Raw genomic sequence first — 19,987 nt, 5'->3', positions numbered from 1 at the left:
ATCCTGGGGGCTTTGGTGGGGGAAGAAACGACGGGCCGCCGGCTCGCCGTCGTGCTGTGGTCGGCGCTCGCGGTGGAGGTCGCGGGGCTGGTGGGGACGTTCGCTTTGGCGGACACCACCAGGCTGGTGCCGGATTTCGACGGGACTCTCGTCTTGGTGTGCGCAATGCTCCTCGCCATGACCCTGGCGGTCCTGCCGATCGTGGTCGTGGTGCTGACGCTGCGCAATGCCCGGAACACCACTGCCGTCTGGCGGGCAGCCGCCTCGTGGATCCTCGCGCTCGCACTCCTGGTCATGCTGGTCAGGGCGGGCTCGGGGCCCTGGGTCGTCTGGTGCGCCGTCGCGATGGCCGCCTCGAGCGCGGCCACTGTCCTGTGCACCGGCAGCCCGACGGGGCTGTCGATCCAGCCGCCCCGCGCCGCAGTCGCAATCGCCGTCGTCGTGCTGGTGGCGTCGGTCTGCGGCTCCTACTCCGGGCCGTACACGGACTATCCGGGAGTGTGGACCGCCTCGAACGACGCTGCGTCTCTGACCCTGGCCGGGCAGATGGAGCACGGGGAGGGTGGTGAGTACACCCTGCGGGTCGGGACGTGCACGGAGCAGGGCAGATGGGTCTTCGACTACCCGCAGATGTCGACTTCGGTCCAGCTGTGGCTACACCGCGAGGGCGCGCTCGCGTGCATCCCGGGCGGACCTGCGACCCAGGTGCACATCGTCGACGGCAACCGGGCGGCTCCGGTCATCGCGCTTCCCGGGCTGCTTCTGACGAAGCAGTGAGCGGGCCGCTCGGGCGGCCCCCGGCCACGGGGCGCGGCGTGGGGGCCGGGTTGCCGATCGGATCAGCGGCGAACCGGCCGAAGCGGGAAACCTGGTCATCAAAGAGGACTGGCAGAACCGGAACGGAGAACCCCTGACCTGGCAATACAGCCCCAGTCACCGAACCGGTATCAAGCTCGCGGATCTACCGCCAAAACCCGGCCGGATCCTCCCCGGGGCCGCTGCGGCGGCCCCCGATGTGCACGGGACCACCTGACTGATGACTCGCGGCTGAGTAACCGGTTGGCCAGGCTGGCCAACTACGAGGTTCTGACCGCTCTTCCGGACGCTGTTGGTGATCTTAGGTGGGCAGGTTGCGGCAGAGCTGCTGGAAGCGGCTCCTCGGCCGCGCTTTGCTGGGCGGTGCGATGCCCGGTGAGAGGTAGCCGCTGAGTCGGATGATGTTCGTTCCGGCTGCCGTCAGCACGTGTTGGACGTGGGTTCTGGCCATGCCGCGGTAGCGGCAGTTCCGCAGGCCGTGGGCATGAACGGTTTCGGACACGGTGGCCTCGCAGCCTGCGCGGATCGCGTATCTCCGGCGCCACTCGGTTGTCGTCTGGTCGGCCCTGTTCTGCGTCTGGATCTCCTGGAGAGGTTGTGGCATCAGGAAGACGTGCCGGCCCTTGCCTTCGACGTTGCCGGTGCATTTGAGCCGGTCGGCGCATTCGCGGCAGGCCTTGCGTGGGAAGAGCACAGAGAGCCGGGGGTGGCCGTCGCCGAGCGTGGGCTTCCATGGCGGACTCGTCACGCCGTTGGGGCAGGTCAGGGTGCGGGCTTGCCAGTCGATGTGAAAGTCCTGCTTGGCGAATCCGGGCCGTTTGCCGGCCTGCGGGTCGTCACGGACTGGTCCGAAGAGAGTGATGTCCCACTGCCGGGCGGCGTGGTGGATGCTGTCCGGCGAGATGTAGCCGCTGTCAACGACGTGTTCGGTGGGCTGGAACCCCTGCGTGGTCAGTCCCAGGTGGATCCGGTCGAGGGCGTCGATGTCCTGCTCGGGCGCCGGCCGAGTGGTGACCTGGACGATCACGTTCGGGCCGGTCTCGTCGCAGGTCTCGGTCTGGTGGTCGCGGTAGCCGATCCAGTCCTGCTGTCCGGCGGCGGTGACTTTCTGGCTGTATCGGGCCTCGGGATCGTGCGGGGTGACGATCTCGAGGCCCGACCATGGCACTCGCGCCGAAGCGGGATCGGGTCTGCCGTCCGCTGATGCCTTGCCCGTGTTGCGACGTTCGGTTGTCCTGCGGCTTGCCCGGTCCCGGCTGGATTTCGGTCCCCGCCAGCACAGTCGTCCGTCCTCGTCGAGCCAGTACTGCTGGACCCAGACCTGCCGCAGAACCTCAACAGCGGGCAATGCACGCAGTCTGGGTGGGGCATCGGCATCATGGACGGCTCGCAGGATGTGCATGCCGTCCCCGCCGACCCGCAGGACGTAGGCGATCAGGGCATCTCCTCCGCGGGGAAGCCGGTCATAGCGGACTGGGCGGCCGTAGCGGTCACCCCAGTCCGCAGTGACGAGCCCAGCCAGCCATTCCTCGCCGTGTGCAACGAGCTCGTCCAGAGCCGCCCGCAGTGTCTCGGCGACCAGTTCACCCCGATTGAGCCGGCGTACTGCCGCCAGCACGTGGGTCGAGTCGGTGCGGACCCGGCCACGGCGTTTGACCAGGCCCGCAGCCGCAAGACGTTCGACCATCACAGCCAGCAGCCGGTCTGCGCGGTCCTCTTCGGCCAGCCGGTCACGGAACTCGCTCAGCACCGAGAAGTCGAAGCCCGCATCGTCCAGCTCCAGGCCCAGGCAGTACTTCCAGTCCAGGCGGCACCGGACGGCCTCTGCCGCCTGCCGGTCGGTCAGATTCTCCGTGTATTGCAGCACCGATACCAGCGCGAGCCGAGCCGGCGACAGACCCCGGCGCCCGTCCGCCGGATACCAAGCAGCGAAGTCCTCGTCGACGAACAACTCGTCCAGGCGGTCACGTATCCACATCGCTGCCGTGCCCCGCGGATTGCTCGCCCGGGCCATCTTCACCGTCAGCGGCGGAATCACCCGACCGGAACCACACCCCATTGCCATCCCGGCCCCCTCCGACCGGCAGAACTACCCCGCTCGACAACAGCAGCACACCAACCGCCAGCACGAAAGCACGTCGAAGGGGGTTCACCCCACCGAGCGAAGATCACCAACAGCATCCGGAAGAGCGGTCAGAACCAACTACGACGCTCCTTACCTTGTTGGCGGGTTGATTCCGGTCCTTCGTACGATCGGGAGACCCAGGGGCCTGGGTGTGGCTGGACGGCGCTCCTGCCGAAGGTGTGGCTTTGACTGATTGGCCGCCCAGTGCCCCGCGACGACACGGCCACTCATTGGGATGAGCGAACAGAGATCGCTTCGTAAGGACACGTCGGCGTGGTCGTCTGCAGGGACCAGTCAACCGATCGACGAGGGAGGCTCGGGTGCCCGAGCTCTGGGCGGGGACGGATGCCGGCAAGGCCGCGCATCACTGCACCGTGATCGACGCGGACGGGACGAAGGTGCTCTCGCGCCGGGTGCCCAACAATGAGCCCGAGCTCCTGGAGCTGCTCGGCGATGTGCTGGCACTGGCTGAGGACGGCCCGGTTACGTGGGCCGTCGACCTGAACGCCGGTGGGGGCGCTCTGCTGATCGCCCTCCTGACCAGCCACGGACAGCGACTCCTGTACATCCCTGGCCGAACCGTCCACCACGCTTCCCGTGGCTACCGCGGGGACGGCAAGACCGATGCGAAGGACGCCTACGTCATCGCCGACCAGGCGCGGATGCGCCGGGACCTGCAGCCTTTGCAGGAGTGGGACGAGATCGCGGTGGACCTGAAGATCCTCACCGCCCGCCGCTACGACCTCGCCGCCGATCGGACCCGCGCCATCAACCGGATGCGTGCCCAGCTCCTGGAGTACTTCCCCGCCCTGGAACGGACCTTCGACTACGCCGCCTCCAAATCCGCACTCATCCTGCTGACCGGCTATCAGACCCCGGCTGGCCTCCGCCGGGTCGGCCCGAGCCGACTCGCGACCTGGCTGAAGAACCGCAAGGTCCGTGGCGCCCAGGCCATGGCCGATGCAGCCGTCGCCGCAGCGCAGGCCCAGCACACCGCCGTGGCCGGGGAGAGCACAGCCGCAGCCGTGGTGAACACGCTGGCCCGGTCGGTCCTGGCTCTGGACGAAGAGATCGCCGCCGTGGATGCAAGGATCGCGGCACGCTTCCGAGAGCACCGGGATGCCGAGGTGATCCTCAGCATGCCTGGCATGGGCCCGTTGCTGGGGGCGGAGTTCGTCGCTTGCACCGGCGGGGACATGGACGCCTTCGGAACCGCAGGCCGACTCGCCGGAGTCGCTGGTCTGGCACCTGTCCCACGAGACTCAGGCCGGATCAGCGGCAACATGCGCCGGCCGCACCGCTACCACCGCCGACTCCTGCGCGTTTTCTACCTATCCGCCCAGATCGCAGCCCGCTTCTGCCTGACCTCGAAGACCTTCTACGACCGCAAACGGGCCGAGGGAAAGAGTCATAAGACGTCGTTTCTTATGGCGTGATCGTTCGTTGAACCGTGCATGACGGACTTGGTTGAGCGGCTGGTGCCGGATGAGTTGTGGGTCCTGTTTCGGCGGGTGGTGCCGCCGACTGAGGTGATACGCCCGCAGGGCGGGGGCCGACGGCGGGCGGGTGACCGCGAGGCGCTGGCGGCAATCATCTTCGTGGCGACGTCGGGCTGCACGTGGCGGCAGCTCCCGCCGGTGTTCGGCCCGAGCTGGCAGACGGTCTACCGACGCTTCGCCCAGTGGAGCAGGGCCCGTGTCTGGGCTCGGCTCCACCGAGTGATCCTCGACGAACTCGGAGCTCGAGGCGATCTGGACTGGTCGCGGTGCGCGATCGACTCGGTCAGTCTCAGGGCTGCAAAAGGGGGCCACTGACAGGACCGAATCCGACCGACCGCGGCAAGCCGGGATCGAAAATCCACCTGATCACCGACCGGAATGGACTGCCGATCTCGCTGGGGATCTCGAGCGCCAACATGCACGACAGTCTCGGCCTTGAACCGCTCGTGCGCGGGATCCCGCCCATCCGGTCCCGCCGCGGCCCACGGCGACGAAGGCCGGCGAAGTTGCACGCCGACAAGGGTTACGACTATCCCCATCTGCGTCGATGGCTACGCAAACGCGGCATCCGCCATCGCATCGCGCGCAAGGGGATCGAGTCCTCAAAGCGGCTCGGCCGACACCGCTGGGTCGTTGAGAGAACCGTGTCCTGGCTCGCCGGCTGCCGTCGGCTCCACCGCCGATACGAGCGCAAGGCCGAACACTTCCTCGCCTTTGTTGGCATCGCCGCTGCCCTGATCTGCCACCGCCGCCTCACCAAATGAAACGATGTCTAAACAGGCGATCCTCGCCCTCGCCCGACGACGCCTCGACGTCCTATGGGCCCTCATACGCGATCAGCGAACCTTCGAGGCTCAGCCTCCCCAACGGGGTCTCGCTGCGGCCTGAGCCTCAGACTGTGAAGAGCGGCTCGTAGGGGTGCCCCTCCGGCGTGTAGATCAAAACGAAGTCTTTCCCCAGCTGAGTGGTCACCTCCCTCAAGCGAGCCAGGATCTCGGCCTGACCCGGAAGATCGAGGCCAAGGGCCGCGGCAGCACGGTCCCTCCTGGCCGCGAGGTCCGGCATGTCCTCCAGATACTCAGCCTCAAGCTCGCGACTCTCCTCGTCCGTGAACGCCTGGCAGTCTTGCCACCACGGGACGACCAGCAGAAGCCGCACCAGCTCGTGCAGGCCGATGGCAACCAGAGCCGCACCTCCTTCGGAGTCGGCATAGAGGATCGGACGTTCCTCGCCGCCTTCACCGCAGAAGAAGAACGTGCCGCCGGCACCGTCGCCGGCGAACCCCTCAAGTGCGGTGCCCGAGGCGAGGTGTACTTCCTCGACATGATCGCCTCGGTCAAGGTCGAAGTCACCCGGCCAAGCGAGAAAACGGGCAGCTTCTTCCTGCTCACGGACTGCAGCGATCAACGATTCCATGGGCCGCAGCCTACGTCCCGCTGCTTGACAACCATCATTGGGAATCAGTCACAGGCGGGCTGCGTCTGCACCACCAACGCGATCGAGTCCGTGAACGCCAGGATCCGGCGGGCGGTCAAGGCCCGCGGACACTTCCCGAATGAGACCGCAGCGTTGAAGTGCGTCTACATGGCGATCATGTCGCTTGACCCCACCGGCAAGGGCCAGGCTCGCTGGACCATGCGCTGGAAGACCGCCCTGAACGCCTTCGACATCACCTTCGACGGCCGACTCTCCGCAGCCCGCCAGTAACCCCAACCACCCTCGATACACCGTTCGATTGACAGACCCGCTTGACATCCTGATTGGGAAGTTATTTGGCGATGATTGCGACCGGGGCGTCCCAGGTGCTGCGGTCGACGGTGAGGGTGACGCCGCCGCGGGTTTCGGTGCTGTTGGCTGCGTACTGGTGGGCGCGGCGGTGGCCGGTGTACAGGTTCGGGTCCCAGCGCCAGTCGTCGGTGGTTGTCTCGTTCTTGTCCCACAGGGCGTACCAGAGAATGGCGGGGAGGTCTCGGCGGTCCGAGGCGTTCGCCACTGCGGCGGCGCTGCTGCTGGTGAACCCGTACATGCCCGGCCAGTAGCGCTGTGTGCGGACAGCTTTGTCCCAGGCACGGACATAGGTGAGGACGGCGTCGAGGCAGGGGGCGTCGGAGAGGTTGAAGGGTTCCATGTCCAGGTAGAGGGCGCTGCCTGGCTTCATGCCCAGGGCCGAGGCCTTGGCGACGGCGTCACTGCCGTTCGCGGTGCCGACGGCGGCGGCATCGGCTGTGGTGAACCGTTCCGGATTGCTGCCGGTCTGGCATGGTGGCTGGGCGCCGACGTAGAGCGGCACGAGCTTCCAGCCGGCTGCGTCCACTGACTTCACCCAGGAAGCGGTCAGTTGCGGCTGGGCGCAGCCTCGGTTCTTCCCTCCGATGTAGACAGCCGCGCCACCGTAGAACTGGTCGGAGCGCCATGCCTTCATCGCGGTGAGGGAGGGTGCGGTGCAGGTGTCGAACACACGCCCTGCGTAGAGGGAAGGAGTCAGGAGGCCGCGCCCGACCACAGCGCCGCGGAAGGTCAAGGCGTTGGCGCTGACTGCCGTCGTCGCGGCAAGTGTCAGCCCTGCGGCCATCCAAATCAGGATGCGGGCGCGCCGTGATCGGCGGTGCTCGGACATGGATGCCCCCAGGTGCTTCGAATCGTTGGTGCCGCAGGCCGTGCCATGCCGACCCACCTTGTTCGGAAGACAGGGGGCCCTGCGGCGAGGTGATCCTAGCGCCACAGGAAGCGGACGGATGCGCGGGGCGGTTCTGTCGCCTCGGGCCGGCGCGCTTGCCTGTCTGCTGCAGGGCATGGCTGTCGTTGTCGTAGTGAGGTGCATTCCGTTTACCGCGACGTTGGAAGCTGTGACGCCGGAAGCCGCGGCGCCTGGCCGGACGACGGCTCAGGGTGGAGCAGCACGTCGGGGGCCATAGGGCGCCCCGCGAACGGTGGGGTGGCCACGCACTTCGAACAGAGGCGGACGGGCATCGCTCCCGCGCATCGTCTCGGCATGCAGGAGGTTCCGCTTCACAGCTCACCTTTACGTAACGCTTAGCGAGTCCGATGTCGGATAGCTAATGGTTCGTCTGTTTAGACGGGCTATGGCCCACGCTATGTTCTGCCTGCGCTAGATGATCTTCAAGCGCTCACGAAATACATCCCATGGGGGGATTGTGTATTTGCGCAGCAGATCGGGGACGTCATGGAGACGTTCCCGTTCGGTGACAGGCACTCCAGGCAGACTCGGAGTGATTGCGGCGGGGCTGGCCGTGGTGATGTCGGTTTCGGTGCTTCAGGGCTCCGACCCGGCGATCGCCGCGCCTCAGCTCGAGCCGCAGGGCCAGGCTGGAGCCGCTACGGCGACCACCGCCGCCGACATACCCTCCGCGCGAGTGGCCGCCCGCCTGTCGGGCAAGCGGGTCGAGGCTCTGTCCGAACGGACCGAGACGTCCACGACGTGGGCCAACAAGGACGGGTCGCTTACCACCGAGGTGTCCGCCGGCCCGATCCGTTTCAGGGATCCCCAAGGGCAGTGGCGCGATGTGGATGTGAATCTGACCAGCGCCGCTGACGGCTCGGTCGTGTCCAAAGCGCACCCGCAGGGGCTGCGGCTGTCGGGCAAGAAGGGTACGAAGGCTCAGTCGCTGGCGGCAGCCCAATCCGCCACCGCCACCGACCTCGTCACGCTGGGGCAGGGCGACGACGCCATTACGCTGCAGTGGCGTGGCGGGCTGCCGGCACCGGTGCTGGACGGCACCCGGGCCACCTACACCGATGCCGTGCCGGGCGCTGACGTGGTCGTCGAGGCCACGCGTACCGGGTTCGAGCAGTTCGTCGAGGTCAAGGCGAAGCCTTCGGCGGGCTTCTCGTACACGCTGCCGCTGAAGACCAAGGGGCTGAAGGTCGAGCAGCAGGCCGACGGCAGCGTGCTGTTCACCGACAAGAAGTCGAAGAAGACGGCGACGATGCCCGCGCCCGTCATGTGGGACGCGACGGTCGATCCGGTCTCCGGGGAGCACACCCGTCGGGCGAAGGTCGGCTTGAAGGTCGTCAAGACCAAGGACGGCGTCGACCTGGTCGTCACGCCCGATGCGGGCTTCCTTGCGGACGCGGCGACGAAGTACCCGGTGACCGTCGACCCGTCGACCTCCTCGCTGGGCAACCTGTTCGACACCTACGTCCAGCAGGGCGAGACCGTCGACTGGTCCAACGACACCGAGCTCGACCTCGGCAACCCGGGCACCAAGAACGCCGACGGCAGCTGGCGCACCGCCCGCTCCTTCATCACCTGGAACACCGCGCCGGTCGCCGACGCGCTGGTCTCCAACGCCCAGCTGTCGCTGTGGAACTTCCACTCCGGCAACACCGACTGCACCGCCCAGCCCTGGGAGGCGTGGACCGCCAACAACGCCTCGACCGCCTCGCGCTGGACGAACCAGCCGGCGATGGTCACCAAGATGGCCACGTCCACCGAGACCAAGGGCAACCCCGGCTGCGCCTCTGCTCCCGACGGCTGGATCAACTCGGACGTCACGAGCCTGGTCCAGCACTGGGCGAACAACAAGTGGGCCTTCTCCGGCATGGGCCTGCGGGCCACCGACGAGAACAACATCAAGCAGTGGAAGCGGGTCAACTCCGCCAACGCGGCCTCGAACCCGCCGAAGCTGACCGTCACCTACAACTACCGGCCCCGTACCGGTACGAAGCAGGAGGCGGGCGCGCCGTTCTTCTCCTACGGCGGCGCCTACGTGGTCAATTCGGTCACGCCCGTCCTGCGGGACACTTTCGTGGACGCGAACGGTGACAAGGTCAATGGCACCTTCCAGATCTTCGACTCCGCCACCGACACCCAAGTCGGCAACGTGCTGGTCTCCCCGTACGTGCCGTCGGGACAGGTCGCCTCGGTGACCGTCCCTGCGGGTGTGCTGACGAACGGCAAGACGTACAAGTTCCGCACCAGCCCGTACGACGGCAGCCACTACAACCTCGGCTGGTCGGCGTGGAAGACCTTCACGGTCGACACCTCCGCCCCGTCCGCCCCGTCCGCCGTCACCTCCACCGACTACCCGTCGAACGGCTGGGTCAAGGGCGCAGGCCAAGCCGGAACCTTCAGCATCACCCCGCCCGCGGCCGACCACAACTGGCTGGAATGGTCCCTGGACGGCGAGACCTGGACCAAGGTCCCCACCGATGGCGCCTCCGGCGCCAAGGCCATCTCCGTCACCCCGCCCAAGGACGGCACCCACACCCTTGAGGTACGGGCCGTCGACAAGGCGGACAACAAGTCCGAGCCGGTCGCGTACACCTTCCACGCGGGCCCGGGCGGTTTCGTCCAGCCCGGCGCCGGCGACCGTACCGCCCGCCGGTTGCCGCTGCTCGCCGAGGCGGACGGCGCCAAGTACGACAAGGCGTCCTTCTCCTGGCGGCGTTCCGAGGCCGACGCGTGGACGCAGATCCCTCCGGGCCACGTCACCACCGGCGGCACGCCGCTTACGGCCTGGCCCGTCCCGCTCACGGGCGGCAAGACCGCGCCGCTGGTGTGGAACGCCACCGACACGGTGGATCCGGACGGCAGCGTCCAGATCAAGGCAGACTTCACCGGACCCAACGCGGCCACCGGAGCGACGGAGCCGCTGACCGCGGTCGTGGACCGCAACGCCTCCGGCGCGACGTCCTCCGAGGCCGGACCCGGCTCGGTGAACCTGCTCACCGGCAACTTCGGTCTATCCGCCGATGACGCCTCGGCCTTCGGCCTCTCCGTCTCCCGCACCGCCTCCTCCCGCACCCCGGACAAGGGCGCCACGCAGGAGGGACAGGCGCCCATCTTCGGCAAGGAATGGGTGGCCGGCACGGTCGCCGAGGTCGGCACCGCCGACTACTCGCACATCCGGCGGATCTCCGACACCTCGGTTGCCGTGATCGACTCCAAGGGCGACGAACTGCACTTCACCGCCAACGCGGCGAAGAACGGCTGGATCCCCGAGCCGGGCGCGGAGGGTCTCGTCCTCACGGGCAGCGTCACCGGGACCTTCACCCTGTCCGACAGCCAGGGCACGGTGACGGCCTTCACCAAGCCCGATCCCGCGGTGCCGACCTGGCAGGTGTCCTCGACCCTGCGGGACGGACTGACGAACACCGAGACCAAGATCGTCTCAGGCAAGACCACCTACCAGGGCAAGGCCGTCGCCTTCCCGCAGTGGATCATCGCGCCCACCTCGGCGGCCCAGGCCGCCACCTGCGCCGCCACGCCGGCGACCAAAGGCTGCCGGATGCTGGAGTTCGTCTACCCCGCCTCCACCACCGCCACCACCTTCACCCTCGGTGACGTCCTCGGCCAGGTGAAGAGCGTCCGCCTGTGGGCCACCGCGCCCGGCGCCAACGCGTCCACCGCCCAGGAGGTCGCCGCTTACGCGTACGACAGCTCCGGGCGGCTCCGCGAAGCATGGAACCCGCAGATCACTCCGACGCTGAAGACCGCCTACGAGTACGACTCCGCAGGCCATGTCACCCGGCTGACCCCGCCCGGTGAACTGCCGTGGACCTTCACCTACGGCAAGGCCGGCAACACCTCCACCGCCGGAGACGGAATGCTCCTCAAGGCGGCCCGGTCCGGCCTGAAGCAGGCCACCGCCGACGTCGAGGAAGGCACCGCGGCAACCGCCGTGGTCTACGACGTACCGCTGACCGGCCCCGCCGCGCCCTACGGTATGGGCACCGCCGACGTGAAGGCCTGGGGGCAGCTCGACGCCCCGACCGACGCCACCGCGGTCTTCCCCGCGGACGCCGTCCCGGCGTCCAACGACGGCGGTTCCTTGACGGCAGCCGCCTACAAGCGGGCCACCGTGCACTACATGGGAGTCTCCGGCCGGGAGTCCAACCTCGCCGCCCCCGGCGGCTATATCTCGACCACCGAGTACGACCGCTTCGGCAACCCGGTCCGTGAACTCAGCGCCGGCAATCGGGCCATCGCCCTCGGCAGCGACTCCACAGCACAGGCCACCCGCGCCGACCTCGGCATCGAAGGGCTCACCACGGCTGAGCGGGCCGACTTGCTGGCCAACCGCACGGTCTATAACGACGCCGGCACCCGCCAGTTGGAGGAGTTCGGTCCGCTGCGCCGGATCGACCTGACCGCCGACCTGAAGTCAGGCACCACGGTGCTCGTCCCCGTCGGCTCCTCGGTGACCGCGCGCTCCTGGACCGTCACCGAGTACGACGCGGGCCGGCCCACGAACGGCACCGCGAAGGTCAGCGACCAGGTCACGAAGGTAACCACCGGTGCGCAGGTGCGTGAGTACCCGACCGTGCAGGGCGAGACGCGCGCGGTAGAGACCGTGTACGACTGGGCCAAGGGCCTGCCCATCCAGACGATCAAGGACCCGGGCGGGCTCGCGATCACCGAGACCACGGAGTACGACGCCCAGGGCCGCGTCACTAAGCAGCTCCTGCCCGGTGCCACCGGCACGGACGCCGCGACCCGAGTGACCGCTTACTGGTCCGCGACCGGTTCCGGCACCTGCCAGGGCCGCCCCGAGTGGGCCGACCAGGTGTGCTCCACCGGACCGGCCGGCACGGTGACGGGCAGCGGCTCCCAGCCCACCCAACTGCCGACCACGACCACCGAGTACGACTGGTACGGCAATCCGGCCAAGACCATCGACACGGCGAACGGCTCCACCCGGACCTCGACCACCACCTTCGACGGCGCCGGCCGCGCGACCAAGGTCGCCATCACCGGCGGGGTCGGCCAGGCGGTCCCGGACATCACCACCGAATACGACCCGGTCACCGGCCGGGCCGTGAAGACCACCTCGGCGACCGGTGGGTCGGTCACCAAGGCGTTTGACAAGCTCGGCCGCCTCATCTCCTACACCGACGCCGACGGCGGCGTCACCACCACCGAGTACGACCTGCTCAACCGGCCGGTCAAGGTCGCCGACAGCGCGCCCTCGACGGTCACGTACACCTACGACCACACCGCCGAGCCTCGCGGCCTGCCGACTGCGGTCTCCGACTCCGTCGCCGGTACCTTCCAGGCCGTCTACGGACCGAACGGCTCCGTGGCCACCGAGAAGTTGCCCGGCGGGTACACGGCCACGGTCAGGCAGGACCCGACCGGGGCAGCCGTGGCCCGCACCTATACCCGTGACAGCGACGGAACCGCCGTCTACTCCGACACGGTGACCGAGACGGTCCACGGCCAGGCCGCATCCCACGCGGGCTGGTCCACCCAGGACTACCGCTACGACAACATCGGCCGCCTGACCGGTGTCGACGACACCTCCGACACCCTGTGCACGCGCCGCGGCTACACCTTTGACGCACGCGCCAACCGCAAGTCCCTGACCACTGCCACCGGGGCCCCCGGAGCGGGCTGCCCCACCACTGGAGGCACCACCACCAACAGCACCCACGACAGCGCCGACCGGCTGGTCGACACCGGGTACACCTACGACGCGTTCGGCCGCACCACGGCTCTGCCCGGCAGCACGCTCGGCTACTACGCCAACGACCTCGCGTACCAGCAGACGGTGAACGGCACTCGTCAGACCTGGGCGCTCGATCCCGCCCTGCGGTTCCGTTCCTGGACGGTGGAGACGAACAACGGCTCGACGTGGACCCAGACCGCGTCCAAGCTCAACCACTACTCCGCAGACGGCGACAATCCCCGGTGGATCGTGGAGAACGTCTCCACCGGCGCCCTGACCCGCAACGTCGACGGCATCGCGGGAGGACTCGCGGCCACCACGGGCAAGAGCGGAAGCATCGTCCTGCAGCTGACCAACGTCCACGGCGACGTGGCCCTGCAGCTGCCCCTGGACGCGGGCCAGGCCCCCGTTGCCCTCGACCACGACGAGTACGGCAACGCCCGGGCCGACCAGGCGGCCACCCGCTATGGCTGGCTGGGCGCCAACCAGCGCTCCACCGAGACCGCCGGCGGACTCACCCTCATGGGCGTCCGGCTCTACAGCCCGGCCGTCGGCCGCTTCCTGTCGATCGACCCGATCGCGGGCGGCAGCTGCAACCGGTACGAGTACGCCTGCGCCGACCCGCGTAACAAGTTCGACCTGGGCGGCACCTACCTGATGGAGCGCGTCCAGACGGACTGCAACTCCTTCAACTGCGTCCGTATGCGCCGCATCTGCGAGAGCTCGTCGCACAAGTGCTCGCTGCAGTGGGACATGTGGTTCCGCAGGGCTTGGAGCGGCGCCTCTATCGAAGCCGGCTGGCGCTGGGAGCTGTCAGTCGGCGGGCACAGGGTTACTTCCAGCAGCTACAACCACACTGAAGTGGGCTGGTACAACTTCCACGGGTACTGGTATGGCAACGGAGCCCGAGGCAAGCACAGCTGTTGGGGCTTCACGTGCTGGAACGATCCGGGTGACTCCGTACAGTTCCATGCCCAGGGCATCGCCAGGTTCGGCTACACCAGATATTGGTGGGACCGGTTCCAGAATTTCGGTGGCGGAGGCAGCTACCGCTAACCACCCGCACTGAGACGCGCTGATCCCTGCTGAGCCGCCCTGGCGACTCCACAGGGAACCCTCGCCTCGCTTTCTCCTCGGATCGCGCGGCGTCGTACCACGTCGGCTGGCCCGGCCGGAGCATCCGGCCGGGTCAGCCGACTCGTTTATCATCGAGAGGTGGAGAATCACATTGGCTGACAGCGAGCTCGAGCGCCGCCACGAACAGGCCTTCGAGCAGTGGCTGAAACGCGTCGAAGGCGAACTGGGCTGGGAAGTCGTCCAGAGCGGGCGGGTCGACTGGATTCGGGACGTCTACCACGAGCACGGGGACCTGCCTGCACACCGATTCGCGCGGATCGCGTTCGAACGGAAGGCGCGGTCCGTCCTAGACGTGCTTCTGCCGTTGACTGGATCCATAGAGCGGGAGACGGACCTCCGCATCGATACCCGACCGGAATTCATCCATCCGTCGACCGATTTTCCCGGGGGGATCGTGACGGTGGCTGGGTCGGCCATCCAATCGTTCGATCCTGTCGGGGTACTCGCTGAAGTCGCCGACGCCATCCAGACCTACCTCGCGGATCGCTACGGACGGCTATGGCCGCTCTGCCCCGAACACGGGACGGGTTTGCATGCCATCACACACGAAGGCGAAGCGCTCTGGTGGTGCAAGGCGAAGGACCACCCGAGCATCCGTATCCTGCTCGGATAGCCATCCCCTACATTTCCCCGCACGCGGACTACCTGGAGCCGATCGTCCTACTGACCTTTCCGTTGAGTTGTCGCGTTGAGCGAGAGGCCGGTTTCGGCGAGGTACCCCTCGATGAGGTGGGGTTGTCGTTGGATGCGACGCAGACCGCTGCGGACTGCTTGGACGAGGTGGTCGCGGTCGGTAAAGACCACGTTGGCGGTAGTGCTGCGTCGGAGCAACGACCAGATGCCTTCGACCGGATTGAGGTCAGGCGCATAGCTGGGCAGCTGGACGACAGTGAGCCAGTCATGCTCCGCCGCGTACTCACGTAATCGACTGCAGCGGTGAACATTCAGATTGTCCCAGATCACCACGACGGGACCGCCGAGCTGAAGGTGAGCTCGCACGAGAAGATCACGGTAGTCCTGCCAGGTGAAGCCTCGGCGGGCACCTCGGTGATGGCCCTGGATGCGAGGACGGTAGATCAGGCGGCTGCGTTCGCCGGCCTTGAAGCACACCAGCGCGGCCATCGAGATGCGGCCGCGGGAAGCGCCGTTGAACCGCACCACGGGCGTGCCCCCTCTGGGCGCCCAGGTGCGTGAGCGGTGCGACGTCATCGAGACGGCGGCCTCGTCCTCGAAGACCAGCCATGCCCCGAGCGCCGCCGCGGTGGCTTTGCCTGGGGCCAGGTCTCCTTCACCCAGCCGGCCACCGCCGCATCGTCCCGTTCCACTGCCCGCCGCGCAGGCTGCTGACACGACCAGCCGTGCCGCCGCAGCAACTCCCACACTCCGCGGATCGACAACGACACCCCCAGCTGGTCCGCGATCAGCATGCGCACCCTTGAGAGCGTCCACCGCTCATCCGCCCAGCCCTCGGCCATCGCGCCATCCAGCAGGAGCGGCTCGAGCACGGCGAAATCACTGTCGTCGACCTTCGGCCGCCCGGCTGGGCCCGAAATGCACAGTGCCTGCCGTCCTCCCTCCCGCCAGGACCGGCGCCACCGTTCCACCGACCGCACACTGACCCGAAGCCGTTTGGCTATCACCACGTTCTTCTCATCCCGCGCAAAGTCGTCGGCGGCGAGCATGCGCACCCGCTCCCGCGCGGCCTGCCTCTGCGGAGTGAGACCACCACCCTGGGCATACCTCATGGTCACGAACTACCGCAGGGATCATGCGATGTCACCCCCGACAACTCAACGGAAAAGTCAGTAGGTCATGTTCCGCCCGGCCGGAGCCCCAGGAACAGGTTCCGATGGCCGGACAGAACAACAGCAGGACAGCCCAACAGGGCGTCAGTCAGACCCTGAGCCACGACCACCGGAACCCGCTACGAGTATCAATGTCAGACCGGCCTCGTAACGTCGAGACGAAAGCTCGGATTGACCGGGTATGTGAGGACGAGGGGAGCAGGCCATGGGCGAGATCCGTGTCGACAAGCAGCACCTTGACCGGCTGCTGGCCGACAGCGCTGGTACGTACGGAGCTCCCTATCAGCGAGCCTTCGCCGCGCTCGCCGAGGCGCATCGAGACCAGCCCGTCGCCAAGATCCTGCCGCTCCTCCGACATGCCGCCAACGAAGCGCTGCTCGGCTTCACGGACGCTGACCTACAGGAACAGGCACGAGCCATCAGCACAGGCGAGCCGTACGTCCTGCGTGTCACCGTCACCTGAACCACGCAGCCGGCCTGAAGGTTCCCAGCAGGGATGAGGTCGTGGTGCGGCGGACCGCCCGAAGCGTTCCCCCGTCGGGCTGTTCGCCGTGGCATCAAGTGCCTGTGTGCGGTAATCCACGCACGAATACCGCGTGGGAACTGACGGCGCTCCCACCGGCGAGAGCGCGGCGCGGCCCTGGCCGGGCTGAGCGAGACGTAGGATCTCGCGGTGGCAATCGAACTGACCGACGAACTCATTCGGCTTCGCCGTACTGCAGACGCAGCCCGGGCCCGTGCGACGGCCAGCCCCTACAGCGTGGAGGGATGGCGGCCGTGGCTTGAGGCTGCGGCCGCGGTACACGATGCGGTCACCGAGCACGCGAAAGCGCCCGGGCAGAACCGCTACGAAGTGGAAAAGGCGCTGGTGACGGCGGCCAAGAGCGCGGAGGCTCCGCACGAGGGCTGACTCGTGGCATCACTCTGGATCTCTGCACAGCCACGCCAGCAGGCAGTCTGACAGCTCCATTATTGACCAGGGGCCAGTTAGCGGCGATATGGCTGGTCGATACGTGGGTTGAGGGTTGCCGCGCCGTTGACACTGTGGTCCGCCCCGTGCGAAAAAGGGCATCTGGCAGTCCGCTTGCCCGAGGGCACCTGGCCGGAGTGCGGGGGCTGTCCGTGCTCTCGCCGCGCCGCCTCCGGCTGAGGCGAGCGCCTTCCCCACGCCGACTTCCGCAGCCGCATCAGCGCTCTTGAGTCATCTGAACGACGACGACGGGAATGCCGACTTGACCCTCATGCCCGGTTCGCGTGTGCCCGGACGGACCTGGTCTGTCCGGCTCACCGGCCATGCCGACCACACCGTGTCCGTCACCTGCAGCACCGAGGCCTGCCGCATGCCGCCACGGTCGAAGGACACCACGACCCTGCGGCGCTTCGCCGCCGAACACGTCAAAGCCCACGCCCGGCTCGCCGTGGTCCGCCCCAACGCCGCCTGCTCCTGCCACGCCGCACAGTGCGCGTTCCACGAGACCAACGTCCAGTGCAGCGGACCCACACTCCTCGTCCTCGTACACAACCCGTCCGTGGGACAGGTCTGGACCCTGGCCGAGGTATGCCAGACCTGCGCCTCGCAGATCCCCCACATCTCCATCCTCGCGCGAGCGCAGAACCCGGCCCGCCCAGGCGCGTCACCGGCCAACGCGACCACGCCGCCAGCAGCCCGGTCGGCGGTGCCGAGCGGGTTCTCCTCCCCACAGGCCGCTCCCGAGGAGCCCATAGGCCGACGCCGACCCCGCCGTCCTGGGCCACGTCGCGTGGCCTGAAAGGCGCCCGCGCCCCTGGGGCCCGCCAGCCTCCCGACCGCTGATGTGGCAGCCGCGGCTTTGAGGCGGGCCTGCGGTCTCGGGCCGTCCAGGACTCGTTGTCAGTGCCGGGCGCGAGGCTGTGACCTGCGGCTGTGTTGCCGTCGAGTGGGGCAGCGAGTGAAGGAGAGACCGTGGCGCTGGTGAACTACCGGGTGAAGTGGGTGCGCCGCCAGGACGGCAAGCGAATGGTTTCCGGGGTCAGCTACGACCTGCCTAGCGCCGAGGACCGGAAGGCGGAGCTGGGGGCCGAGGGCGCTTCGGAGATCGAAATCGTGAAGGTGAAGCCCGGCCAGTAGGCCGGGCCCGTATCGCCAGGGCGGTCGGCAGAAAGAGCCGTGGCGCGCACGGTGGTGCAGCCGCGAACCCCGATCTGATGGCAGCGGTGCCAAACGTTCGTACGGCGGGTCACGGCGCCCGACCTTGACGCCGCCGCGCACGGCGTAGACCGGCCCCGCCACCAGTCAGGCCTTGTGCCGGCCGCGGCCGGTGTGGGCGAGGGCGTCGGCGAGCTGGTCGTGGTTCATGGATGAGCGGCCCGGGATGCCGGCCGCGGCAGCCTTCTCGTACAGCTCGGCCTTCGTCAGTGCCATCAGCTCCTGGCCCTTGGCAGCGGCTCCGGAGCGCGCCCGCTTCTTCGGAGCCGAGGTCTTCTGCCCGCGCGCCGCCCGCGCGCCGCCCGCGCGCCGCCCGCGCGCCGCCCGCGCGCCGCCCGCGCGCCGCCCGCGCGCCGCCCGCGCGCCGCCCGCGCGCCGCCCGCGCGCCGCCCGCGCGCCGCCCGCGCGCCGCCCGCGCGCCGCCCGCGCGCCGGGGGAGGCGGCCCGCGCAGGGCTTCCATGAGGTCGAGGGCGCCGGTGGGCTCCGCCGCCGGTTCGGCCTTCTCCACGGTCTCCCCGGTGGCCTTCGTCTTCACCAGGGCCTCGACCTTCTCGCGGAAGGAGTCGTGGAACGACTCCGGGTCCCACTCCATGGCCAAGGCGTCGATCAGCTGCATGGCCATCTTCACCTCAGCCGCCGTCGCCTCGACCTTTCCCGGCAGGTCGGGCACCTCGGCGTGCGGATCGCGCAGCTCGTCGGCCCAGTGAAGGGTGTGGATCGTGAGCAGGCCCTCCGTTTCCTCAGCTTTCAGCGCGACCAGGTACTCCCGCCCGCGCATCACGAACGTGGCGATGCCCGCCTGTTCGACTCGGCCAGCGCCCGCTCCAGCAGGGCGTACACCTTCCCGTACTGGGCTCCCCGGGGTCCGAGGAAATACGTTTTGTCGAAGAAGACCGGGTTGACGGTGTCCAGGTCGACGAAGCCGGCGATGTCGATCGAACGGGACCGGCCGGGAGCGATCTCGTCGAGCTCCTGCGGCTCGACGCTCACGTACTCGGCGCCGGTGTCGTAGCCCTTCACGATGTCCGAGAGGTCCACTTCGTCGCCGGTGCGTTCGTTCACGCGCCGGTTCCGGATCCGGTCCGCCGTCCGCGCTGGAGCTGGTGGAAGCGGATCGTGTGCTGTCGGTGGCCGTGTAGAGGCCCACGGGCAGGCTTATCTAGATCCCGCGCCTATCTGCCCAGGTCAGAGCGATGTGGATGACTGAGGGACGTGAGGTCAGTCTCGTCAACGCAGACGGTCAACCGAGTGCAGTCTGTCTTCAGGTTGGTTTGTGGTGAGAACCCCGGCCTGCGTTGATCCACAGCCCCGGGGGAGCCCCGTCCCGGGCCGGCTGAACACCGCAAGCGTATTGCTTCTCGGATTCTGTACGGGTCGAACGCTGGGTTGGGGGGCCGGGTCATGGTCGAGAGTGGCCGACTGCCCCAGCGCCTGACACGAGCGGCGTACAACGACAGGTGGTCGGTTGCCCGGGGCGGTCTACTGGGCAGGGCACCAAAACTGGGCGATCTCGGAAGACGCGGCGCCGGGCGAGGTAAGGAGCAGTGCATGATTCTCCAAGTTGTCAGAGCATCGATCAAGCCGGAGCGGCGTGACCACTGGCTCGAGGTGGTTCGCGGCAACGCGGCTCGGACCCGTGCTGAGGAGGGCTGCGAGGGCTATCAGGTCGCCGAAGATCTCGAAGCGCCGAATACCTTCGTGATCATCGAGCAGTGGGCCAACCTCGACGCCGTATACAGGCACTTCCGGAATGAATTTGAGGCGCTCATGGCCGCTTTGGGTGACGTCTTCGCAGCACCGCCTGAGGCCTGGATCCACGACCTGGCCTCGACGCTGACTCTCGATGAAGTTCTTGCGAAAGCTGGACTGAACCGGTAGTCGAGCAAACCAGCGGGCAGCGCGGGCCCGTCTGGGCCAGACCTGCTTCGTGTCTGCCCAGGTCATGGGGGGTGTGACGGTGTGAGGGACGTGAAGTCAGGGCCGTCAACGTCGGGCGTCAACTCTCCGC

The 19,987-nt window shown here is 68.0% G+C and carries 15 protein-coding genes and 3 pseudogenes; 11 read left to right on the top strand and 7 right to left on the bottom strand.

Going from position 1 to position 19,987, the window contains the following annotated elements; translation table 11 throughout:
* Positions 1-12 precede the first annotated feature (12 nt).
* Positions 13-777, top strand: coding sequence for a hypothetical protein (locus tag AB5J51_RS01190; protein WP_159047385.1), 765 nt, complete (start codon positions 13-15; stop codon positions 775-777).
* A gap of 340 nt (positions 778-1,117) precedes the next feature.
* Here AB5J51_RS01190 and AB5J51_RS01185 read toward each other — a convergent pair whose 3' ends face one another.
* Positions 1,118-2,854: an IS1182 family transposase gene (locus tag AB5J51_RS01185; RefSeq protein ID WP_369776444.1), complete on the bottom strand. Its 1,737-nt coding sequence runs from the start codon at positions 2,852-2,854 to the stop codon at positions 1,118-1,120.
* A 407-nt stretch (positions 2,855-3,261) separates the two neighbouring features.
* Between AB5J51_RS01185 and AB5J51_RS01180 the strand changes: the two are divergent.
* Positions 3,262-4,368, top strand: a pseudogene (locus AB5J51_RS01180) (IS110 family transposase); the annotation flags it as partial.
* 27 nt (positions 4,369-4,395) lie between these two features.
* Positions 4,396-5,204 (top strand): IS5 family transposase gene (locus AB5J51_RS01175; protein WP_369776443.1). Its coding sequence is split into 2 segments (ribosomal slippage): positions 4,396-4,743 and positions 4,746-5,204, totalling 807 coding nucleotides; the frame shifts between segments, so codons are not numbered across the junction.
* A gap of 127 nt (positions 5,205-5,331) precedes the next feature.
* On the opposite strand, the gene AB5J51_RS01170 is transcribed toward AB5J51_RS01175, so the two are convergent.
* On the bottom strand, positions 5,332-5,856 hold the full coding sequence (locus AB5J51_RS01170) for a hypothetical protein (RefSeq protein ID WP_369776340.1): 525 nt from the start codon (positions 5,854-5,856) through the stop codon (positions 5,332-5,334).
* A gap of 63 nt (positions 5,857-5,919) precedes the next feature.
* Between AB5J51_RS01170 and AB5J51_RS01165 the strand changes: the two are divergent.
* A pseudogene (locus AB5J51_RS01165) lies at positions 5,920-6,147 on the top strand (transposase); the annotation flags it as partial.
* Between the two features lie 61 nt (positions 6,148-6,208).
* Here the strand turns inward: AB5J51_RS01165 and AB5J51_RS01160 are convergent.
* The gene (locus AB5J51_RS01160) at positions 6,209-7,012 is read right to left on the bottom strand and encodes a DUF1906 domain-containing protein (protein ID WP_369776442.1); all 804 of its coding nucleotides are present in this window, start codon (positions 7,010-7,012) and stop codon (positions 6,209-6,211) included.
* Positions 7,013-7,814: 802 nt separating this feature from the next.
* Here AB5J51_RS01160 and AB5J51_RS01155 point away from each other — a divergent pair.
* Together AB5J51_RS01155 and AB5J51_RS01150 are read left to right on the top strand one after the other, a co-directional pair.
* Positions 7,815-13,907, top strand: a complete 6,093-nt coding sequence (locus AB5J51_RS01155; RefSeq protein WP_369776441.1) for an RHS repeat-associated core domain-containing protein — start codon at positions 7,815-7,817, stop codon at positions 13,905-13,907.
* Positions 13,908-14,079: 172 nt separating this feature from the next.
* Complete coding sequence (locus tag AB5J51_RS01150) at positions 14,080-14,601, top strand: hypothetical protein (RefSeq protein ID WP_365957134.1); 522 nt, start codon at positions 14,080-14,082, stop codon at positions 14,599-14,601.
* A gap of 47 nt (positions 14,602-14,648) precedes the next feature.
* Here the strand turns inward: AB5J51_RS01150 and AB5J51_RS01145 are convergent, their stop codons facing one another.
* Both AB5J51_RS01145 and AB5J51_RS01140 read right to left on the bottom strand, forming a co-directional pair.
* Complete coding sequence (locus tag AB5J51_RS01145; RefSeq protein ID WP_369776440.1) at positions 14,649-15,197, bottom strand: transposase; 549 nt, start codon at positions 15,195-15,197, stop codon at positions 14,649-14,651.
* Complete coding sequence (locus AB5J51_RS01140; RefSeq protein WP_369776439.1) at positions 15,194-15,733, bottom strand: winged helix-turn-helix domain-containing protein; 540 nt, start codon at positions 15,731-15,733, stop codon at positions 15,194-15,196. The genes AB5J51_RS01145 and AB5J51_RS01140 overlap by 4 nt, the downstream gene beginning before the upstream one ends.
* Before the next feature lie 265 nt (positions 15,734-15,998).
* On the opposite strand from AB5J51_RS01140, the gene AB5J51_RS01135 reads away from it, so the two are divergent.
* The 4 genes from AB5J51_RS01135 to AB5J51_RS01120 all read left to right on the top strand — a co-directional run bounded on the left by AB5J51_RS01135 (position 15,999) and on the right by AB5J51_RS01120 (position 17,900).
* Entirely contained in the window at positions 15,999-16,256 is a 258-nt protein-coding gene (locus AB5J51_RS01135) for a hypothetical protein (RefSeq protein ID WP_369776438.1), read from the top strand.
* A gap of 210 nt (positions 16,257-16,466) precedes the next feature.
* Positions 16,467-16,703: a hypothetical protein gene (locus tag AB5J51_RS01130; protein ID WP_369776437.1), complete on the top strand. Its 237-nt coding sequence runs from the start codon at positions 16,467-16,469 to the stop codon at positions 16,701-16,703.
* Positions 16,704-17,034: 331 nt separating this feature from the next.
* Positions 17,035-17,562, top strand: a complete 528-nt coding sequence (locus tag AB5J51_RS01125; protein ID WP_369776436.1) for a hypothetical protein — start codon at positions 17,035-17,037, stop codon at positions 17,560-17,562.
* Between the two features lie 173 nt (positions 17,563-17,735).
* Positions 17,736-17,900 carry a hypothetical protein gene (locus tag AB5J51_RS01120; RefSeq protein ID WP_369776435.1) on the top strand — a complete coding sequence of 55 codons (165 nt, stop codon included), beginning with the start codon at positions 17,736-17,738 and terminating at the stop codon, positions 17,898-17,900.
* Between the two features lie 165 nt (positions 17,901-18,065).
* On the opposite strand, the gene AB5J51_RS01115 is transcribed toward AB5J51_RS01120, so the two are convergent.
* Together AB5J51_RS01115 and AB5J51_RS01110 are read right to left on the bottom strand one after the other, a co-directional pair.
* The gene (locus AB5J51_RS01115; RefSeq protein ID WP_369776434.1) at positions 18,066-18,194 is read right to left on the bottom strand and encodes a hypothetical protein; all 129 of its coding nucleotides are present in this window, start codon (positions 18,192-18,194) and stop codon (positions 18,066-18,068) included.
* A pseudogene (locus tag AB5J51_RS01110) lies at positions 18,194-19,017 on the bottom strand (Ku protein). The gene AB5J51_RS01115 and the pseudogene AB5J51_RS01110 overlap by 1 nt, the downstream one beginning before the upstream one ends.
* 510 nt (positions 19,018-19,527) lie before the next feature.
* Between AB5J51_RS01110 and AB5J51_RS01105 the strand changes: the two are divergent.
* A complete protein-coding gene (locus AB5J51_RS01105) occupies positions 19,528-19,857 on the top strand; it encodes a putative quinol monooxygenase (protein ID WP_369776433.1) in 330 nt (109 codons plus the stop codon).
* The last annotated feature ends 130 nt before the right edge of the window (positions 19,858-19,987 follow it).

The organism is Streptomyces sp. R33, assembly GCF_041200175.1.
Lineage (GTDB): Bacteria > Actinomycetota > Actinomycetes > Streptomycetales > Streptomycetaceae > Streptomyces > Streptomyces katrae_B.
This window is presented reverse-complemented; position numbering and strand designations above follow the sequence as displayed.